The sequence below is a fragment of the Glycomyces algeriensis genome, assembly GCF_027622855.1.
In the GTDB taxonomy this organism is placed as follows: domain Bacteria; phylum Actinomycetota; class Actinomycetes; order Mycobacteriales; family Micromonosporaceae; genus Glycomyces; species Glycomyces algeriensis.
On the sequence record NZ_JAPZVR010000016.1, the window covers coordinates 14,614 to 32,509 of the forward strand.

General features: G+C 71.8%; 19 protein-coding genes. 9 read left to right on the forward strand and 10 right to left on the reverse strand.

What is annotated here, in order from left to right:
* Window positions 1-49: 49 nt before the first annotated feature.
* The 5 genes from O2L52_RS21085 (at window position 50) to O2L52_RS21105 (ending at window position 5,514) form a co-directional block, all read left to right on the forward strand.
* Complete coding sequence (locus O2L52_RS21085) at window positions 50-604, forward strand: hemerythrin domain-containing protein (RefSeq protein WP_270118024.1); 555 nt, start codon at window positions 50-52, stop codon at window positions 602-604.
* 318 nt (window positions 605-922) lie between these two features.
* Window positions 923-2,554 carry a glucuronyl esterase domain-containing protein gene (locus tag O2L52_RS21090; RefSeq protein ID WP_270118025.1) on the forward strand — a complete coding sequence of 544 codons (1,632 nt, stop codon included), beginning with the start codon at window positions 923-925 and terminating at the stop codon, window positions 2,552-2,554.
* 98 nt (window positions 2,555-2,652) lie between these two features.
* On the forward strand, window positions 2,653-3,861 hold the full coding sequence (locus O2L52_RS21095) for an MFS transporter (RefSeq protein ID WP_270118026.1): 1,209 nt from the start codon (window positions 2,653-2,655) through the stop codon (window positions 3,859-3,861).
* An 86-nt stretch (window positions 3,862-3,947) separates the two neighbouring features.
* On the forward strand, window positions 3,948-4,604 hold the full coding sequence (locus O2L52_RS21100) for a hypothetical protein (RefSeq protein WP_270118027.1): 657 nt from the start codon (window positions 3,948-3,950) through the stop codon (window positions 4,602-4,604).
* A 103-nt stretch (window positions 4,605-4,707) separates the two neighbouring features.
* Window positions 4,708-5,514, forward strand: a complete 807-nt coding sequence (locus tag O2L52_RS21105; RefSeq protein ID WP_270118028.1) for an alpha/beta hydrolase — start codon at window positions 4,708-4,710, stop codon at window positions 5,512-5,514.
* A 1-nt stretch (window position 5,515) separates the two neighbouring features.
* On the opposite strand, the gene O2L52_RS21110 is transcribed toward O2L52_RS21105, so the two are convergent.
* Window positions 5,516-6,709 carry an ROK family protein gene (locus tag O2L52_RS21110; RefSeq protein ID WP_270118029.1) on the reverse strand — a complete coding sequence of 398 codons (1,194 nt, stop codon included), beginning with the start codon at window positions 6,707-6,709 and terminating at the stop codon, window positions 5,516-5,518.
* Window positions 6,710-6,768: 59 nt separating this feature from the next.
* On the opposite strand from O2L52_RS21110, the gene O2L52_RS21115 reads away from it, so the two are divergent.
* On the forward strand, window positions 6,769-7,395 hold the full coding sequence (locus tag O2L52_RS21115; RefSeq protein WP_270118030.1) for an HAD-IA family hydrolase: 627 nt from the start codon (window positions 6,769-6,771) through the stop codon (window positions 7,393-7,395).
* Window positions 7,385-8,497: an MFS transporter gene (locus O2L52_RS21120; RefSeq protein ID WP_270118031.1), complete on the forward strand. Its 1,113-nt coding sequence runs from the start codon at window positions 7,385-7,387 to the stop codon at window positions 8,495-8,497. The genes O2L52_RS21115 and O2L52_RS21120 overlap by 11 nt, the downstream gene beginning before the upstream one ends.
* 86 nt (window positions 8,498-8,583) lie before the next feature.
* On the opposite strand, the gene O2L52_RS21125 is transcribed toward O2L52_RS21120, so the two are convergent.
* The 6 genes from O2L52_RS21125 to O2L52_RS21150 form a co-directional block, all read right to left on the reverse strand.
* Window positions 8,584-9,585: a TerC family protein gene (locus O2L52_RS21125; RefSeq protein WP_270118032.1), complete on the reverse strand. Its 1,002-nt coding sequence runs from the start codon at window positions 9,583-9,585 to the stop codon at window positions 8,584-8,586.
* A 216-nt stretch (window positions 9,586-9,801) separates the two neighbouring features.
* On the reverse strand, window positions 9,802-10,344 hold the full coding sequence (locus O2L52_RS21130) for a hypothetical protein (RefSeq protein ID WP_270118033.1): 543 nt from the start codon (window positions 10,342-10,344) through the stop codon (window positions 9,802-9,804).
* A gap of 85 nt (window positions 10,345-10,429) precedes the next feature.
* Complete coding sequence (locus O2L52_RS21135; RefSeq protein WP_270118034.1) at window positions 10,430-10,996, reverse strand: TetR/AcrR family transcriptional regulator; 567 nt, start codon at window positions 10,994-10,996, stop codon at window positions 10,430-10,432.
* Between the two features lie 100 nt (window positions 10,997-11,096).
* On the reverse strand, window positions 11,097-11,501 hold the full coding sequence (locus O2L52_RS21140; RefSeq protein ID WP_270118035.1) for a YchJ family protein: 405 nt from the start codon (window positions 11,499-11,501) through the stop codon (window positions 11,097-11,099).
* A 54-nt stretch (window positions 11,502-11,555) separates the two neighbouring features.
* The gene (locus tag O2L52_RS21145) at window positions 11,556-12,371 is read right to left on the reverse strand and encodes an SGNH/GDSL hydrolase family protein (RefSeq protein ID WP_270118036.1); all 816 of its coding nucleotides are present in this window, start codon (window positions 12,369-12,371) and stop codon (window positions 11,556-11,558) included.
* 122 nt (window positions 12,372-12,493) lie between these two features.
* Window positions 12,494-13,315: an SGNH/GDSL hydrolase family protein gene (locus O2L52_RS21150; RefSeq protein ID WP_270118037.1), complete on the reverse strand. Its 822-nt coding sequence runs from the start codon at window positions 13,313-13,315 to the stop codon at window positions 12,494-12,496.
* 267 nt (window positions 13,316-13,582) lie between these two features.
* On the opposite strand from O2L52_RS21150, the gene O2L52_RS21155 reads away from it, so the two are divergent.
* Complete coding sequence (locus O2L52_RS21155; RefSeq protein WP_270118038.1) at window positions 13,583-14,620, forward strand: LacI family DNA-binding transcriptional regulator; 1,038 nt, start codon at window positions 13,583-13,585, stop codon at window positions 14,618-14,620.
* Between the two features lie 25 nt (window positions 14,621-14,645).
* Here O2L52_RS21155 and O2L52_RS21160 read toward each other — a convergent pair whose 3' ends face one another.
* Entirely contained in the window at window positions 14,646-14,966 is a 321-nt protein-coding gene (locus O2L52_RS21160; RefSeq protein WP_270118039.1) for a DUF2218 domain-containing protein, read from the reverse strand.
* A 247-nt stretch (window positions 14,967-15,213) separates the two neighbouring features.
* The gene (locus tag O2L52_RS21165; RefSeq protein ID WP_373897072.1) at window positions 15,214-15,621 is read right to left on the reverse strand and encodes a MarR family transcriptional regulator; all 408 of its coding nucleotides are present in this window, start codon (window positions 15,619-15,621) and stop codon (window positions 15,214-15,216) included.
* A 194-nt stretch (window positions 15,622-15,815) separates the two neighbouring features.
* Between O2L52_RS21165 and O2L52_RS21170 the strand changes: the two genes are divergently transcribed.
* Window positions 15,816-16,658 carry an NAD(P)H-binding protein gene (locus tag O2L52_RS21170; RefSeq protein WP_270118041.1) on the forward strand — a complete coding sequence of 281 codons (843 nt, stop codon included), beginning with the start codon at window positions 15,816-15,818 and terminating at the stop codon, window positions 16,656-16,658.
* Between the two features lie 25 nt (window positions 16,659-16,683).
* Here O2L52_RS21170 and O2L52_RS21175 read toward each other — a convergent pair whose 3' ends face one another.
* A complete protein-coding gene (locus O2L52_RS21175; protein WP_270118043.1) occupies window positions 16,684-17,844 on the reverse strand; it encodes an MFS transporter in 1,161 nt (386 codons plus the stop codon).
* Window positions 17,845-17,896: the final 52 nt, after the last annotated feature.

The window sequence follows — 17,896 nt, forward strand, 5'->3', positions numbered from 1 at the left end:
GTTCCTCTCGCCTCGCGAGGAGGCGACCGACGCACGGAGGGGACAGGCCATGAGTGGCGATGTCGTAGACCTGATCATGCAGGACCACCGCGAAGTGGAGCGTCTGTTCGACAAGATGCGGCAGTTCCCGGACACGCGCGCTCTGGCGGCCCCGGTGCTGTCGGCGCTGCTCATCGCGCACAGCCGCGCCGAGGAGGCCGCGGTCTACCCGGTCGCGAAGGACGAGGCGGGCGACTCGGAGGAGGTCGCGCACAGCCAGGAGGAGCACACCCAGGCCGAGCAGCTGCTCAAGCGCCTGGTCGAGACCGACCCCGACTCGGCGAAGTTCGTGGAGGTGCTCACCGAGCTGGAGGATTCGATCACCCACCACGTGAAGGAAGAGGAGTCGACGGTGCTCCCCCACATGAAGGAGCACCTGTCGGAGCAGCGGCGCATGGAGCTGGGCGAGGCGTTCGCGGCCAGCCGCGCCGAGCACCTCGGCGAGCGGCCCGGCGAGGCCACCAAGGAGGAGCTCCAGTGGCAGGCCCAGAACATGGGCCTCACGGGGACCTCGAGCATGGGCAAGGCGGAGCTCGCCAAGAAGTTGAAGGCCAAGGCCGGCTGAACCTGCCGTCAGGGGGCAAGGGAACGGCCCCGTCCGCGCCGCCGCGCACTACGCGGCCAGGCGCGGGCGGGGCCCTCTTTCGCGTTGGGGCGGAACGCGACAGGCGTAGGCCGAACTTGTATCCGTAAAGCTCGGAAGCGCTTGCCCCGAATCGTTGTGCATCGAAGTTGGTCAATGTAATCTGTGGGGACCCTCACGGAAGTCTCACTCGTATTCACGGCATGAGTGGTCTCACCGTTGACGCCGGCCGCGCTCCCGAGCCGTGCCCTCCTCACCGTCGATGATGGACTGTGCCTCTGGTCGGACAAGGAATCTGCCATGGCATCATCGATCGACCCCCCGATCACCCCGCGACGACAACTCCGGTTCACCCTCGTCCTGGCGGCCGTCTTCGCGGTCGCCGCCGCCTTCGTGCTCACACCGCACCTCACCCGGGCGGAGGCCCAAGTGACCGCCGCTTCGGAATGGGACGGCGCGGCCTGCAACGTCGCCGTCCCGGGCAGCTGGGCCTCGAGCTCGCTGCTCCCCGACCCGTTCCTCAAGATCGACGGCACCCGGGTCACCGCCCAGAGCCAGTGGGAGTGCCGCCGGTCCGAGATCAAGGAGCTCGCCGAGCGCACGATCTACGGCGACAAGCCGCAGCCCGACAGCGTCACCGGCACCGTGACCTCCTCGCGGATCACCGTGAACGTCAGCGACAACGGCCGCAGTACCAGCTTCTCGGCGAGTGTGCAGCTCCCGAGCGGCACCGGTCCGTTCCCGGCCGTCATCGTCTACGGCGGCTTCGGGGCCGACACGGCCACGATCCTCGCCACCGGCACGGCCGTCGTCAACTACGACCCCGCCGCGGTCGGGGCCGAGGGCACGCCGCGCAGCAACAAGCAGGGCGCGTTCTACAACCTGTACGGCGCGACCAGCACCACCGGCGTGCTCATGGCCCAGGCCTGGGGCGTCAGCCGCATCATCGACGTGATCGAGCAGTCCGGCGGGAGCGTCCTGGAGCCGACCACCGGCGTCACCGGCTGCTCCCGGTACGGCAAGGGCGCGTTCGTCGCCGGGGCCTTCGACCAGCGCATCGCCCTGACGATGCCGATCGAGTCCGGCAGCGGCGGCGTCTCGGCGCTGCGCTCGATCCCGCAGGAGAGCGGTTCCCAGCCGCTGAGCAGCACCTACAACGAGCAGCCGTGGCTCGGCGACGCGTTCAGCGCGTACACCGGCAACCCCGCCGGGCTCCCGGTCGACACCCACGAGGTCGTCGGCATGATCGCCCCGCGCGGCCTGTTCATCATGGACAACCCGCACGTCGAATGGCTCGGCGCGCGCTCCGGCGCGCTCGCGGCCCTGGGCGGCGCGGAGGTCTACAAGGCGCTCGGCGCGGGGAGCAACATCTCGTACCACTCGAACGTCTCGGACGGGACCCACTGCGCCACCCGCAGCGAATGGCGGACCCCGCTGCAGCAGAGCATCAACAAGTTCCTGCACGGCACCGGCAACCCGCCCGCGCTCATCAATATGCACTCGAGCAAGTCGGCGAACCTCGCGCAGTGGCGCAACTGGACGACCCCGACGCTCACGCCGGCCGGTCCGACCGAGACGACCACCCCGGCCGAGACCACCACGCCCGCCGAGACCACCTCGCCGCCTCCGGGCGGCGCGGGGTGCACCGCGACCGTGCAGATGGTCAGCCAGTGGAACTCGGGCTGGCAGGGCAACGTGCTCGTCACGGCCGGGGCCACCGCGATCAGCGGCTGGACCCTGAGCTGGACCTGGCCGGGGAGCCAGCGCATCACCAGCTCCTGGAACGCGTCGGTGACGAGTTCGGGCGCCGCCGTGACGGCCGAGGACATCGGCTGGAACGGCGCGATCGCGGCCGGGCGGACGGCGACCGCGTGGGGCTTCGTCGCCAGCGGCGCGAGCGCGGCACCGGTGGTGACCTGCACGCCCGCCTAGAGTGAGGGCCGGGGCGCCGCGGCGCCCCGGCCCGAACGCGTCACAAGACACTCCCGTGACGCGAGTGATCATCACGCCCGCTTGGTACGTTCGCGAACGTGTCCGCGCCCGATTCGTCCATCCGCCTGCGACGCCTCGCGCTGCCGATCTACGGGCCCACCATCCTCATCTCGGTCGGGATGGGCGCGGTCATGCCGCTCGTGGCGCTCTCCGCGCTCGACCTCGGCGCCAGCGTCACGCAGGCCGCGATCATCGTGGGGCTCATCGGCTTCGGCCAGCTCATGGGCGACCTCCCGGCCGGGGCGCTGGCCCAGCGGTTCGGCGAGAAGCGGGTGCTGCTCGCCGCGTGCGTGGTCGAGGCCGCGGCGCTGATCGCGGCGTCGCGCACCGATTCGCTCCTGGTGCTCTCGGCCATGGTGTTCGTGATCGGGATGTCGGCGGCCGTGTTCGGGCTGGCCCGGCACGCGTACCTCTCGGAGGCGGTGGCGGCCGGCTTCCGGGCCCGCGCCATGTCGACGCTGGGCGGCACGTTCCGCATCGGCGGGTTCATCGGGCCGTTCGTGGGCGCGTTCCTCATCGAGCAGCACTCGTTCGGGGCCACCTATGCGTTCGCCGCAGCGACCAGCCTCGCGGGCGGCCTCCTCAGCCTCGCGCTCCCCGACCTGCCCGCGTCCCGCACGACGACGACTCCGGAGAAGCGGAGCATGTGGTCCGTGCTGGCCGAGCACCGCCGGGTGCTCGCCACGCTGGGGATAGGGGTCCTGCTCATCGTGATCGCCCGCGCCTCGCGGCAGGCGATCATCCCGCTGTGGGCCGAGCACCAGGGCCTGGACGCCACGGCCACGAGCCTCATCTTCGGCATCGCGGCCGGGGTCGACATGCTGCTGTTCTACCCGGGCGGCGCGATCATGGACCGCTTCGGGCGGATGTGGGTGGCGCTGCCGGCGATGCTCGTCATGGGCGCCGGATTCCTGCTCCTGCCCATGTCCGGAACGGCGGTCGCGATCGGGCTCGTCGCGTGCTTCATGGGCCTGGGCAACGGGATCTCCTCCGGCATCGTGCTCACCCTCGGGGCGGACGTGGCCCCCGACGAGGGCCGCCGCCAGTTCCTCGGCGGCTGGCGGCTGTGCGGCGACCTCGGCGGCGTCGCCGGGCCCGGCCTCATCAGCCTGGTCTCGCTCGTGTTCCCGCTCGGCGCGGCGGCGATCGCGCTCGGGCTCATCACCTGGTTCGGAGCGGCCTGGCTCGCCAAGTGGGTCCCGGTCTACGACCCGGCGCGCGAACCCCGCGAGAAGGCCGCCGTCTAGCCCACGAAACCCGCTGGCCCCCAAGCGGTCACGCTGGGCATACTCGTGCGGTGGCGCCCGTCCGGGGCGGTGCGGGGAGGAGTCCGGTGCGGATCGCGGGAAGGCAGTGGCGCACGCTCGTGGGGACGGCCCGGCTGGGTCCGACCGCTTACCGCGTGATCCGGCCCGAGCGTCCTCCCGCGCACGCGGTGCTGCACGAGGACCGCGCGGGACGCCAGCTCTCCGTCGACAGGGCCGCGAGCGTCGAGCTCGCGATCGCCTGGTGGCTCGCGGCCCGGTCGCCCCGGAGCCTGGTCTGGCTCCCGCTGCGGACGGGCGCCGTCGACTGCGGCTCCTCCCCCGGGGCGCGCCGGCTCGACCTCGTGCTGCTCCACCACAGCCTGGGTCTCCGCGTGTCCGAGTGGAAGCGGGTCCGCTCACGGTTCGCGGAGCCGAAGGCCCACAAGGTCACCTTGCCCGCCGGTGCGCTGCCCGCGCCTGAGGCGGGCTTTGCGGAAATGCAGTTCCATCGCGAGTTCCGTGACCATCTCGCCGCGACCATCGCGGCCGACACGCTGTTCGTCGTCGGCAGCCGGATCGCCTTCGAACGCGCCGGCGGTCATCTGCGCGAACTCGCCGAGGAGGCCCCCGCCATGCTGGCGAAGAAGCCCGAGGCGCACTGCTGCGCCGAGATCGGCATGGGCCGCTACGGGTCCGGCACCTACGCTGAGCTGCATGTCGAGTGCTGCAACCGGCACTGGTGAGGCGCGTCAGCACTACGACAGGGGCGCGACAGGTCCGGCGCGCAGTCTAGGGGCACAGCGGGAGCACCCGCCCAGCAACGCCTCTCAGCGAAGGACACGAACGATGAGCGTCACCGACACCGCCTGGTCCGGTCTGGTCCCCGTCGAAGACACCGCCCTCTACGTCACCGACACCGGGGGCGACGGCGTCCCCGTCGTCTACTGCAACGGCCAGTTCGCCACCCTCGGCTACTGGAAGCACGTCGTGGAGGAGCTCGGTTCGGGCTTCCGGCACATCAACTTCGACGAGCGCGCCCGCGGCAAGCAGTCGCAGCGCTCCTCGGACTACTCCTTCGAGGCGTGCGTCCGCGACGTCGACGCCGTGCTCGAGGCCCGGGGCGTCACCGGCCCGGTGCTCATCGTCGGCTGGTCGTACGGCGCGTTCGTCGCCGCGCACTGGGCGAGCCGCAACCCCGAGCGCTGCATCGGCGCGGTGCCCGTCGACGGCGCGCAGCCGCACGACTGGCTCGACGACGCCATGGAGATCCGCATCCGCAAGCTCTTCAAGCGGCTCCGCCCGGTCACCGCGATCCTGCGCCCGACCGGTCTGACGCCGAAGCTCAGCGCCGCGCAGCAGGCCGAGTGCAACATCGAGCTGGGCAGGATCTCCCTGGCGCGCAACCTCGGTCCGGTGCTCGACGCGATCACCGTCCCCACCCGGTACGTGCTCGCCTCGGGCGCGTCGTTCGGCAGCAAGGGCGACGAGCAGGAGCTCATCCGCGCCAGCCTGGACCAGGTCGTCGAGCGCAACCCGAACATCGAGGTGTTCGCGAAGGTCGCCAGCAACCACGACCTGATCCTCAAGAAGGACTTCAAGGCCGTCGCCGGGGCCGTGCGCGAGGTCGCCGACCTCGGCGGGGCGATCGATTGAGCTACTCGGCGTGCCGTTCGGTCCAGGCGGCGATGCCGTTCTCGGTGAGGATCATGTCCCAGGCTGCCTCGGCGGCACCGAGGATGGGGGCGTCCGGGCCGAGGGCGGAGGGGAGCACGCGGGGCGGGTCGTCGCGGCGGAACCCCATGAGGCCGTTGCCGTACGCGTCCTCGAACGGTTCGCGCGCGGCGCGGCGCAGTTCGGGGGCGAGGCCGCCGAGGCAGACGATCTCGGGGTCGAGGATGTTGACGAGCCCGGCCGTGCCCCGGCCGAGCACGGCGGCGCACTCCTCCACCGCCGCACGGGACCCGGGGTCGACCAGCGCCTCGATGAGGTAGGCGCGGGGGTCCTCCGGTTCGGCCTCGCCGCGCAGGCGCGCGACCGCGCGGCCGTCGACCGCCACGTCCCAGCAGCCCAGCGCCCCGCACGGGCACGCTACGAGCGGATCGCCCAGGGGCGCATGGCCGAACTCGCCGCCCGCGCCCGTGGCGCCGGTGACCGCGTGGCCCTCGTCGACGAAGATCCCGCCGATGCCGACCTCGATCGTCAGGAACAGGACGCTCCGACCGGGGTGGGAGAGCCGGGCTTCGGCCAGGCCCGCCAGGGTGGCGTCGTTGCCGAGCGCTTGGGGCACACCGGGAAGCAGCGGCTCGACTTCGAGGTCGCGCCAACCGAGCACACTGGACTGCACGATCGCGTTGCGGCGCACCGTGCCCGTGGCGGAGATCGAGACCGCCTGGACCCGGTCGTCGTAGCGGCCCGCGAGTTCGCCCACGGCGGCGCGGATGTCCGCGAAGACCCGTTCGGGGCGCTTCGAGGCGTGGCGGCCGGTGGTCGTGTCGACCAGGGTCCCTTCGAGGTCGGCGATCGCGACGACCCAGTCGGCGAAGCGGAGGTCGACGACGGCGGCGAGCGGCCCGTCGGGGTGCGCGTGGAGCGTGGTCGTGGGGCGGCCGCGGCCGGTGGGCGGGGCGGGGGCCTCGGCGAGGAGGCCGAGGGCGCGCAGGCGCGCGGAGATCTCGGTGGCGGTGCCGCTGCCCACGTGCATGGCCCGCGCGGCCTCGGCGCGGGTGACGCCGGGCCGGGAGCGCACGAGCTTGAGGAGGTCGAGCGCGCCGCTCCAGCGGGCGGCCTCGGCGCGCCCGACTTTGGCGGGGCCCGGGTCGTCTGCGGGAGCAGGGGTTCTGGCTTGCACTCGGGGACCTCCAGGAATTATCCTCGCGTTACGAGTTTATTTCTACCCCGGAGGGCTTCATGCGAAGCTACAGCACCCCTGAGGCCGTCCTGCTCGACATGGACGGCACACTCGTCGATTCCGACGGCGCGGTCGAACGCGCCTGGGCCGCTTGGGCCGCGGAGTACGGCGTCGACCCCGCGCTCGCCCTCGCGAACGCCCACGGCAGCCCCGCCACCGTCACCGCCGCCCGCCTCCGCCCCGACCTCGACCCCGCGCAGGTCGAGACGGCCGCCGCCCGGCAGCTCGAGCTCCAATACGACGACCTCGCCGACGTCGTCCCCACCGCAGGTGCGGAACGACTGCTCGCCGCACTCGACCGGATCGGCCTGCCCTGGGCGGTGGTGACCAGCGCCGACGACCGGCTCGCCAAGGCCCGGCTCGCCGCCGCCGGCATCCGGCCCCCGCTCCTGTTCACGTTCGAGGACGTCGCCCGCGGCAAGCCCGACCCCGAGGGATACCTGCTGGCCGCCAAGGCACTCGGCGTCGACCCGGCCGCGTGCCTCGTCGTCGAGGACTCCGAACCGGGCCTGGCCGCGGGCCGCGCGGCGGGCGCGATGACCGCCGCATTGCGCGGCCTCGACGCCGACGTGCGCCTCACCGACCTCGGACACCTCGCGGAGCTGCTGGTGCCCGATGGCCGTTGACACCGAGGCGCAGCGGGCGGCCACCCGCGACCTGAGCCGCGTCGTCGCCTTCGCGCAGATCGGCCTCGGCCTGCTCGTCAGCTCCTACGGCCCCTACCTGGCCGGGATCGCCGCCGAACTCGACCGGCCCCGCGGCGAACTCGTCTGGCTCACCATGACCTTCGGCGCCGGCCTCGTGCTCGCCGCCGCGGCCGGCCCGGCCGTACTCCGCGCGGGCGCCGGCCTGGTCATGCGGCTGGCGTGCGCCGTCATCGCGGTCGGCGCGGTGGTCATGGCCGCGTCACCCCAACTTCTCCTCGCGGGCACCGGCTCGGTGCTCGTCGGATTCGGTTGCGCTGCAGTCGCTCTCGCAACCCCGTCACTGCTGCGCGGGCCCGGGGCGGCGAAGCGGATCACGATCATGGTCGGGCTCGCCAGCGCCGCCGGCGTCTGCGCGCCCCTGGCGTTCGGGGCACTGGAATCGGTCGGCGTGCCCGGCCGCTGGGCACTGCTGAGTGCGGTCCCGGTGCTGTGCGCGGGGGCCCTGCACCGGACTGTGGCGGGCCCGCCGGACGACGCCGTCGCCACCGGCGGCGGTGTGCCGGTCGGTCCGGCCGCGCTCGCGTGGTCGCGGATCGTCCTCTGCGTCGGGATCGAGTTCTGCTTCTCGATCTGGAGTGTCGCGCGCTTGGTGGACACCGGGGTCGCGCTGGGCACCGCGTCGGCGCTCGGGGCGAGTTTCGGGATCGGCATGGCCGCGGGTCGCCTGGTGGGGCCGCGGTTCGTGGACCGGCCGTGGGCGGAGCCCGCGGCGCTGGCGACGATCGCGGCAGGCACGGTGGTGGTGTACCTGGGGCAGGACCCGGTGACCGTGACGGCCGGGATCGCGGTCGCGAGTCTGGGGATCGCGCCGCTGTACCCGATCATGCTGGGGCGCTTGGTGGGCATCCCGGGTCTGAGCGGGCGGCACTCGGCGTCGATCGGGTCGCTGGCCTCGGGTGCGGCGATCCTGTCGGCGCCCGCGGCGCTGGGCTGGCTGGACGGGCGGATCGGGCTGCGGGAGGCGTTCCTACTGCCGATCCCGCTGCTCGTGATCCTGCTGGTTCTGTCACGACGCAAGTAGCGCAACCGCTCCGGACGCGAGAAGGGCCCGGATCGTCCTATTTCCTATAGGAAATAGGAGGTACGATCCGGGCCGCTTCGCGTTTGCTACTGCCCGTCTTCCTTCTTCTTGGTGGCCGAGAGCGAGCCGGCGTGGGCCTTCTCCTCCGGGCTCATGCGGGTCTTGATGAGGCTGGCCACGGTGACGATGACGAGGACGCCGATGACCACCGCGAGGCTGACCGGCGTCGAGACCTCGGGGATGGCGGTGTTGATGTCGACGTGGGCCCAGTGGAGGACGAGCTTGACGCCGATGAACAGCAGGATGATCGCCAGGCCGGCCGAGAGGTAGACGAGGCGGTCGAGCAGGCCCTTGACGAGGAAGAACAGGGCGCGCAGGCCCAGCAGCGCGAAGGCGTTCGCGGTGAAGACGATGTACGCCTCCTGCGTGACGCCGAAGACCGCGGGGATGGAGTCGAGCGCGAAGAGCAGGTCGACGCTGCCGATGGCGATGAGGACGATGAACAGCGGCGTGAAGAGCCGCTTGCCGTCCACTTTGGTGATGAGCTTGCCGTCGACGTAGTCCTCGGTGATGGGCAGGAAGCGGCGCGCGCCGCGGACCATCAGGTTCGACTCGACGTCGGGGTCCTCGTTGCGGTGCCGGAAGAGCTGGATCGCCGTGTAGACGAGCAGCAGGCCGAACACCAGGAACATGAACGAGAACGAGTTGATGAGCGCGGAGCCGAGCGCGATGAAGATGGCGCGCATGATGAGCGCGAGCACGATGCCGAACGTCAGGACCTTGTGCTGGTGGTGGTCCGGTACCGCGAAGGTGCTCATGATGATCACGAACACGAACAGGTTGTCGACCGAGAGGCTCTTCTCGATGATGTAGCCCGCGAAGTACTCGGTGCCGGCGGCGTTCCCGTACTGGCTGCCGAACCAGATGCCGAAGACGATCGCGATGGCGATGTAGAAGACCGACCAGGCCGTGGCCTCTTTGAACCCGACGTGGTGCGGGCGCACTGCTGCGAGGATCAGGTCCACCGCCAGCAGGACGACGATGAGGCCGATGGTTCCGGCCCAAGTGAGTGGGCTGATATCGAGCAACGCTTCCTCCGTCAGATTGCCATCATCACGACTGCAGGGCTGACATCATCCCTCCAGTGCCCGCATCCTAACGGCCGCATGCCCCGTTTGTCACGACCACCCTGACGACGGTGACCTCGACCAAAGCATGATCACCGCCACGGCGCGGCCGATTCGGCGCTCCCGGGGCGGGACGCCGCCGGGGCATGGGAAGGCCCGCAAGGGAACCCCGGGCGGTCACCTGGCGGGCGTGGAGGAGAACCCCGCGAGCGCGGCGGCCTGGACGCGGCTGAGCCGGTACCCGGCGTGGGCCGCACGGGGGTAGACCTCGGCGGCGTGCCAGTGCTCGGCGCGGACGCTGGTGGCGACGCCGATGCGCCGCATGTACGCGTGCAGGGCCTGGGTGAGTTCGAAGGCGTCGAAGAGGTAGACGTGGTCGATGCTCCAGGGCCGGTGCGTCCCGGGCCTGGCGGCGGTGCGCGGGCCTGTCATGACCAGGTAGTGCTCGAGCTCGTCGGATTCGACCACGTCGAGCAGGCCCTCATGGCGGGTGTAGTGCTTGATGTTGACCGTGCGCCCGGCGAGCGGGCCGCTGCGGAACCAGCCGTCGACGACGTGGTCCCCGCCCGGTTCGAGCTCGATGTCGAAGACCTGGGCGGCGATCCAGTCCGAGAGGTGGCCGTGCGCGAGCGGGCGGCCGACGATGTCGGCGATGCGGGCCTCGATCTCGCCCCGCGCTTGGAGCAGCATGGCGACCGACTTGAGTCCGTCTTCGTCCATCAGCGCTCCTCGGGTCTTACCTCGCCGCTCATCGTACCGAGGGGCCGCCGGGTCCGCCGCCTTCGCGGGGTCGGCGAGAAGCCCGTCAGTTCCGGGCCGCGTGCGTTTCGAGGGCGGTGGTGAGGAGGCGGCCGATCGACTGGAGGCGGTCGGCCATGGCCTCGGGGTCGAGCGGGTCCTCCCCCGAGTCGAGCCAGGCGGCCATGAGGGCCGCGCCGCCGCCGGTGACGAACACGGCCAGGTCGTCGACCGTGCGGTCGGGGACGGTCCCGCCGAAGCGGGCGAGGAGGGATTCGCGCCGCAGCGGGGCGAGGAGGCCGCTCACGACCTGGTTGAGGGCGAAGGCGCTCGCGGTCGCGAACATCGCCCGGTAGAAGCCTTGGTGGGCGGCGAAGTGGCGGGCCACCGCGAGGGCGTGGTCGCGTCCGACGGCCTCGCCGGGGGCGTCCTCCCAGGGTTCGGCGAGGTCGCGGCGGGCCAGGTCGAGGGCCGCTTCCAGGAGGAGGGTGTCGCGGTCGCCGTAGTGGAGGTAGACGAGCTGGCGGCTCACTCCGGCCGCGTCGGCGATGTCGGAGACCGGGACGTTCGCGGTGCCGCGCGCGCTCACGAGCGCGGTCGCGGCGCCCAGGAGGGCGGCGCGAGTTCGTCGCACCCGGCGGTCTTTGGCGGGTGGTGGAGTCGGGAGGCTCACCCGACGAGGTTAGACACCTGTCAATCGATCGACAAGTCGTTCGACGGACTGATTGCGCCGGTCAGGAGAAGCCGAGCGCGTCGACGTACATCCAGTCGCCGCCGATGCGCTCGAACTCGCTGTGCTCGGTCTGGGAGCCGGGGCCGTCGGCGTCGGTGTAGTCGGCGCGGAAGCGGACGGTGCCCTGGGTGTGGAGCGGGGAGCCGCCGGTGGTCTCGAGGATGTGGAGGCTGGTGAAGCGGCGGCCGTCGTCCTTCAGGTCGAGGTGCTCGGGCCGGGTCGCGGGGTGCCAGGTGCGCAGCAGGTAGGCGGCGTCGCCGAGGGCGAAGGCGCTGTAGCGGGAGCGCATGAGGGCCTCGGCGGTGGCGGCCTTCGCGGTGCCGGCGTGGAGCGGCCCGCAGCAGGCGGTGTACGCGGCGCCGGAGCCGCACGGGCAGGAGCGCGTCGGGCGTGAGCGTCTGGGCATACCGGGATTGTGCCGGAGCGCCGCACCGGCCGCGGGGCCGGTGCGGCGTTCCCTTTAGCAGTCCTCGAGGTACGGGGTGACGACCTCGGCGTACGCGGCCTGGCCGGCCGCGTTCGCGTGGAAGGACTCGATGTTGCCGGTGTAGCCGAGGATCCACGGGTCCGCGGAGCAGATCTCGTGGCCCGCGAAGGCGTCGCGGACGTCGGCGAACGCGAAGCCGTGCTCGTCGGCGACCGAGGCGGTGGTCTCGGCGAGGAGGTCCGCGGTCTCGTTCAGCAGCCCCTGCTCCTCGGGCGTGATCGCCAGGGTGGCGGAGCAGCTGGTGCCGCTGAACAGCCGCGGGTTGCCCACGACGGTGACGTCCGCGAACAGCGCGCGGCCTTCGACCTGGGTGTACAGGTCGTCGAGCTCGGCCGGGAGCGAGCCGGTGATGACGGCCTGGGCGTTCGTGATCGCGGTCTTGCACAGGGCCGTGTCGGTCCCGGCGCATGCGGCGAGGACCGAGGAGAACCCGGCGTCGTTGCCGCCCACGCCGATCGAGACCTCGCGGGTGCGCCAGGTGAGGTTGCCGAGCTGCTCGGCGACGACGTCTTCGACGCGCGCGCCCGAGCAGGCGTCGAAGGACAGGCGGGCGCCCATCGCCTCGGCCGCGAGCTGCGGGTAGGCGTTCGCGGAGCGGTAGCAGTCGGTGCCGTCGTCGGCGTAGTCGCCCGCGCCGACGCCGGAGACGTACGAGTCGCCGAGGGCGACGTACCGCGGCGACCAGGAGTTGCCGGCCGAGGCCGGGGAGGCGAACGACGCCGCGGCGATGCCGGCGACGGCCGCGGCCGCGAGGGTGCGCGCGATGCGCTTGGTGGAGTGTCGGTTCATGGGTCTCCTTCTGATCGGGTCGGGCCCGGGAGGCCCGTCCCCTGGGTGTGGGAGGTGAACGCCGACCCGCGAATGCGAACCGGCCCCGAGGGAAGACTCCCGCGGGGCCGGTTCCGGTTGCTTTAGTAAGCGAGCGCGGGGAGGACGACGTCGGTGTACGCGTCCTGTCCGGCGGCGTTCGGGTGGAACGACTCGAGGGTCCCGGTGTAGCCGAGGATCCACGGGTCGGCCGAGCACACGCCGTGGCCGTCGAAGGCGGCGCGCGGGTCGGCGAAGTCGAAGCCGTGGTCGGCGGCGACGGCGGCGGTGGTCTCGGCGAGCAGGTCGGCGGCGTCGTTCAGCAGCGCCTGCTCCTCCGGGGTGATCGCGAGCGCGCCGGCGCAGGCGGTCTCGTTGAACAGGCGCGGGTTGCCGACGACGACGATCTCGGCGGAGAACGCCCGGTTCTCGACCTGGGTGTAGAGGTCGTCGAGCTCGGCCGGGAGGGAGTCGGTGATGATCGTGCGCGCGTTGGTGATCGCGGTCTTGCACAGCGCGGTGTCGGTGCCGGCGCAGGCGCCCAGCACGGACGAGAACCCGGCGTCGTTGCCGCCGACGCCGATGGTCACGTGCTCGGTGTTGACCCGGTAGAGGTGGTTCAGCTGGTTCGCGACCACGTCTTCGACCCGGGCGCCCGAGCAGGCCTCGAACCAGAGGCGCTCGCCGAGTTCGACGTTGACCTGCTTCGCGTAGGCGTTGTCCGAGCGGTAGCAGTCGGTGCCGTCGTCGGCGTAGGCGCCCGCGCCCACACCGGAGGCGAACGAGTCGCCGAGGGCGACGTACTGCTGGATGGTGATGTCGGCCGAGGCGGAGCCGGCGAGGCCGGCGACGCCCAGTCCGGCGGCCGCCGCGACGGCGGCCACGCGGGCGAGGATGCGGCGCGACTGGCCTTCCTTGAAGGACACGGGGTCTCCTTGTTGTCGACAGGGTCGGCGGGGCGGCCCGGGTAGGGCTCCCCGCCGGAGGACCGCGTCATTATAGACAGGCAAGTCCATTGTGTCGCAATAGAAACGATGCGTGACTTTGCGTCACGCCAGGCCCCTCCGGGTACAGTTCCCTCAGTCGCACCAGCCCCGGGTCCAAAACTGTTTCCAAGAGTTTCGGGCTTCCGTTTGGAAACTGTTTCCAGTTCTGGCTAGAATGGCCGCACTTGATCTGAAGAGGTGCAGCTGATGGGCAACCGTCCCCGGGCGACGCTGACCGAGGTGGCCGCGCGCGCGGGCGTCTCCAAGGCCACGGCCTCCAAGGTGCTCAACGGCCGCCCCGGCGTCGCCGACGAGACCCGCAAGGCCGTGCGCGACGCCATCGCCGAACTCGAGTACGTGCCGAGCACCGGCCCGCGCGAGTCCCCAGCGCCCCAGACGATCCACGCGGTCTTCGACACGCTCCTCAACATGTACGCCGTGTACGTGCTCGACGGGATCATCAGCGGCGGCAGGGAGCTCGGGGTCGAGACCGTCACCAGCTCCCTCGAGGCCGAGACGCCCGGGCAGAACGACCCGATCGGCGTCGACCGCATCAAGGCGATCGCCGCGCAGGGCGCCGCGGGCCTGGTCCTGGTGACCGCGCAGCTCACCACGGCCGAAATGGACATGTGCGACCAGCTGGGCCTGCCGCTGGTCGTGATCGACCCGGCCAATCCGCTCGACGAGCGCGTCACGAGCCTCGGCGCCACCAACTGGGCCGGGGGCGTGCAGGCCACGCGGCACCTGCTCGACTTGGGGCACACCAGGATCGGCTTTGCGGGCGGCCCGGCCGGATCGCTGCCCGCGCGCGAACGCCTCCACGGCTACCGCGAGGCGCTCGAATCCGCCGGGCTCGAAGTGGACCCCGCGCTCACCGGCGCGGGCACGTTCTACGCCGAGACCGGTGCCGTGCTGACGAATCGGATGCTCGACCTCGCCGACCCGCCGACCGCGATCTTCGCCGCGAGCGACAGCATCGCCGTAGGGGTCATCCGCACCGCCCGCCAGCGCGGCCTGGAGGTCCCCCGCGACCTGAGCGTGGTGGGCTTCGACGACACGTACAACGCGATGTGGATCGAGCCGCCGCTCACCACGGTGAAGCAGCCGCTGCGGCAGATGGGTCGCGTCGCCGCGCGCACCGTGCTCGACCTCGCCGCCGGGAAGGTCCCCGACTCGCACCACGTGCAGCTGGCGACGAGCCTGGTGGTGCGCGAGTCGACCGCGCCGCCGCGCAGAACGGGCTGACTGGGGCCTTGGCGCGGCGGGGAAGTCAGCGCCAGGCGACCCGGAGGTGCTCGAGCCGACCCACGTGTTCGAGCTGGGTGCCGAGGGCGTCCCGGAGCTGGGCCAGGGCGGCGGGGGCGTCGGCGCTCACCAAGAGCGCCAAGGTCTCCCCTTCGATGACGAGCAGGACTTCGCCGATGCCGAAGACGAGGCGGTAGCCGCCGGGGAGGGGCTCGACCACCGCGTGGCGGTGGAGGCGCTTCACGAGCAGGTCGGCGTAGGCGGCGGGGCTGCGAGTGGGCACACGCGCGGTCGCGGCCAGTCGCACGCCGCGGTCGTCGCAGAGTATCGCCGCTTCGCTCACCATGCCCCCTTCGGCATTGCCCGTCGGCCCGCACCGGTGCCGCGGCGCTGGAGCCGCGTTCGCCGCTCCTGAACGATAATGTTTACCCGCGTAGTGTGTTGTGTCAATACGTTGGATCGAGTGCGTTTCAGGAATGCGTTTGCACAATGACGATGAAGCGCTTGCCGTAACAAGAATGCGGTTACCAGTGCAAACGCGATGCTGCGCCGAACGCCGCAAACCGGAGAATCCAACAACCGCGCGGCCGCCATTACGGCGAGCCGGGTTCCTCCAGGGCGCGCTCGTAGGCGAGCAGCGTGTCGACGAAGCGGCGGCGCTGCTCGTTCGTCAAGGGCGCCAGTGCTTTGCGCCAGGCGGCGGCGCTGCCGGCGAGCCAGGCCTCGATGTCGCCCCGCTCCTCGTCGGTGATGCTGACGATGCGGCGGCGGCGGTCGGCCTCGTCCTCACGGCGCTCGAGGACGCCTTTGCGGCTGAGCTCGGCGACCATGAGGCTCACGGTGGTGGGCGCGACTTCAAGGCGTACGGCCAGGTCGTTGACGGTGGCGGGGCCGTCGAAGAGCAGTAGGGCGAGCAGCGAGAGGTGGCGCGGGCTCAGCTCGAGACTGCGGACCCGCTCGGGCACGGGCAGGCGCTTGGCCCGCCCGACCATGCGGGGCATGAGCAGCAGGAGCTCGCGGATCGCATCGTCGGTGCTCCCAGGACTTGACACGGGCACGCCTCCAGATTACCTTTGTACTCAAATAATGTTTGCTTGCAAAGCAAATAGGTTCCAGGTTCATGCTACCCGAGGGCGCGGCGCGCGCCCCTCGCTCGCATGCCCGACGCACACCCACCGACCAGGAGCGACACCCAATGACCGACTTCGACGGCACCATCCTCGTGACCGGGGCCCGCGGCAACATCGGCTCCCGCCTCACCGCCGCCCTCGCCGCGGCCGGACTCCAGGTGCGGGCCACGGCTCGCGACACCTCCGGCCTCGACGTCCCCGACGGCGTCGAGACCGCCGCGCTGGATCTCACCGCACCCGACGCCACCGTCCTCAAGGGCGTGCGCACCGCGTTCCTCTACCCCACGTTCGGCGACATCGGCGGATTCCTCACGGCCGCAGTGGAAGCCGGGGTCGAGCACGTCGTACTGCTCTCCTCCCCCGCCGCGTACGACCCGGTCGAGCACGCCGGCCCGATCGGCGCCGCGCACCTGGCGATCGAGGCCGCCGTCCGCGACTCCGGGCTCGGGCACACCGTGCTCTACCCGTCCTGGCTCGCCACCAACCCCGCGCGCGACTGGTCCGCGCAGATCCGCGCCGGCAAGGTCGCGATCGCCCACCCCGAGTGGCGGATCAACCCGATCCACCTCGGCGACGTCGCCGAGGTCGCCGCCGACCTCCTGGTGAGCGAGCGGTTCCGAGGCCGCAGCATCATCCTCACCGGTCCCGAGTCCCTCAGCCAGCGCGAGGTCGTCGCGCAGATCGCCGCCGCGCGCGGCAAGCCGATCGCGGTCGAGGAGCTGACCCGGGATGAGGCCCTGGCGAGCCGGCCGGACTGGTTCCCTGAGGCGATGTTCGCCTCGCTCCTCGACGTCGCCGCGAACCTCGGCGACCGCCCGGCCACCGTGAACAACAATGTGGAGCGTGTGACCGGGCGTCCGGCGCGGTCCTTCGCGCAGTGGCTGCAGGACAACGGCTCCGAGTTCTAGGCCCGGGGCGGCCTCGGCCCCCCGCTCAGGGCCGTTTGAGGAAGAGCCCCAGGACGACCGCGGCCAGCGGGACCGCGCAGAGGAGGGTGAAGACCCCTTCGGGGCCGTGGTGCTCGGCGACGAGCCCGAACGCGGGAGCGAAGAGGCCGCCCGCGCTCATGGCCAGGCCGAGCGTGACGCCCGCGGCGGTGCCGGGGCGGGTCGGCAGGTAGTCCTGGGCGAGCTTGACGAGCACCGCGAACGGGATGTTGATCGCGATGCCGACGGCGAGCACGACCAGGACGGCCGCGTACTCGTCCGTGGTGAACCGCAGCAGCACGAGCAGCGGGACGATGAGCACCCCGCCGATGCGGGTGGTGCGGACGGCGCCGAAGCGGTCGGCGAGGCGCCCGCCGAGGAGGGTGCCCGCGACGCTGCCGAACATGAAGCCCGCCAAGGCGATCCCGCCCACGGCGTGGCTCGCGCCGAGGTGGCGGATCCAGTACAGCTCGATGAAGGTGATGATCCCGACCCACAGGATCGAGCGGACCACCTCGATGCCGGTGAGGACCGCGAACGGACCCCAGCGGTCGCGGCCGGTGCGGGCCTTGGGTGCCGCGGCGGCGGTGCGGGTGCGGTGGCGGAGCATGACGAACGCGATGAGGACCGCGGGCGGGATGAACAGCGCGGTCGCGCCGACGCCCATCGCCATGAGCGCGGGCGTGGCGAGCACGGGGGCGAGGAAGAAGCCCACGGAGCCGCCCGCGGCGAAGATGCTCATGCCGGCGGCGCTGTCGCCGGCGGCCTCGCGGGCGCCTTTGCCGGCGGCCGGGTGGAACATTGCGACGCCCAGGCCGGAGAGGAAGAGCAGCGCGAGGACCAGCGGGTACGGTCCGGCGAGCCCGGCCAGGCCGAGGCCGAGCCCGGCGAGGGCGACCCCGGCGGGCGCGAACCAGTCGAGGCGGCGGCGGTCGACGAGGACGCCGAAGAACGGCTGCGGGATCGAGGCGCCGAGCGCGGCGGCGAGAGTGAGGCCGGTGGCGGCGACGTATCCGTAGCCGCGGTCGAACACGAAGTAGGGCACGACGGCGGGCACGAGCCCCTGGTAGAGGTCGTCGACGGCGTGGGCGGTGCCCCACAGCCACATGCGCCGCAGCGGCGACTGGGCGGCTTCGGGGGTCTCGGGCGGGGCGGCGGTCTGGGCCATGCTGGGTGCTCCTTGTCCGTATGCGCCAAGGATTCCGACTCGCCGCCGCCTC

Coding starts and splice junctions, on each gene's coding strand:
- O2L52_RS21085 (WP_270118024.1), top strand. CDS start 50: ATGAGTGGCGATGTCGTAGACCTGATCATGCAGGACCACCGCGAAGTG.
- O2L52_RS21090 (WP_270118025.1), top strand. CDS start 923: ATGGCATCATCGATCGACCCCCCGATCACCCCGCGACGACAACTCCGG.
- O2L52_RS21105 (WP_270118028.1), top strand. CDS start 4,708: ATGAGCGTCACCGACACCGCCTGGTCCGGTCTGGTCCCCGTCGAAGAC.
- O2L52_RS21115 (WP_270118030.1), top strand. CDS start 6,769: ATGCGAAGCTACAGCACCCCTGAGGCCGTCCTGCTCGACATGGACGGC.
- O2L52_RS21120 (WP_270118031.1), top strand. CDS start 7,385: ATGGCCGTTGACACCGAGGCGCAGCGGGCGGCCACCCGCGACCTGAGC.
- O2L52_RS21130 (WP_270118033.1), bottom strand. CDS start 10,344: ATGGACGAAGACGGACTCAAGTCGGTCGCCATGCTGCTCCAAGCGCGG.
- O2L52_RS21140 (WP_270118035.1), bottom strand. CDS start 11,501: ATGCCCAGACGCTCACGCCCGACGCGCTCCTGCCCGTGCGGCTCCGGC.
- O2L52_RS21145 (WP_270118036.1), bottom strand. CDS start 12,371: ATGAACCGACACTCCACCAAGCGCATCGCGCGCACCCTCGCGGCCGCG.
- O2L52_RS21155 (WP_270118038.1), top strand. CDS start 13,583: ATGGGCAACCGTCCCCGGGCGACGCTGACCGAGGTGGCCGCGCGCGCG.
- O2L52_RS21160 (WP_270118039.1), bottom strand. CDS start 14,966: ATGGTGAGCGAAGCGGCGATACTCTGCGACGACCGCGGCGTGCGACTG.
- O2L52_RS21165 (WP_373897072.1), bottom strand. CDS start 15,621: ATGCCCCGCATGGTCGGGCGGGCCAAGCGCCTGCCCGTGCCCGAGCGG.
- O2L52_RS21170 (WP_270118041.1), top strand. CDS start 15,816: ATGACCGACTTCGACGGCACCATCCTCGTGACCGGGGCCCGCGGCAAC.
- O2L52_RS21175 (WP_270118043.1), bottom strand. CDS start 17,844: ATGGCCCAGACCGCCGCCCCGCCCGAGACCCCCGAAGCCGCCCAGTCG.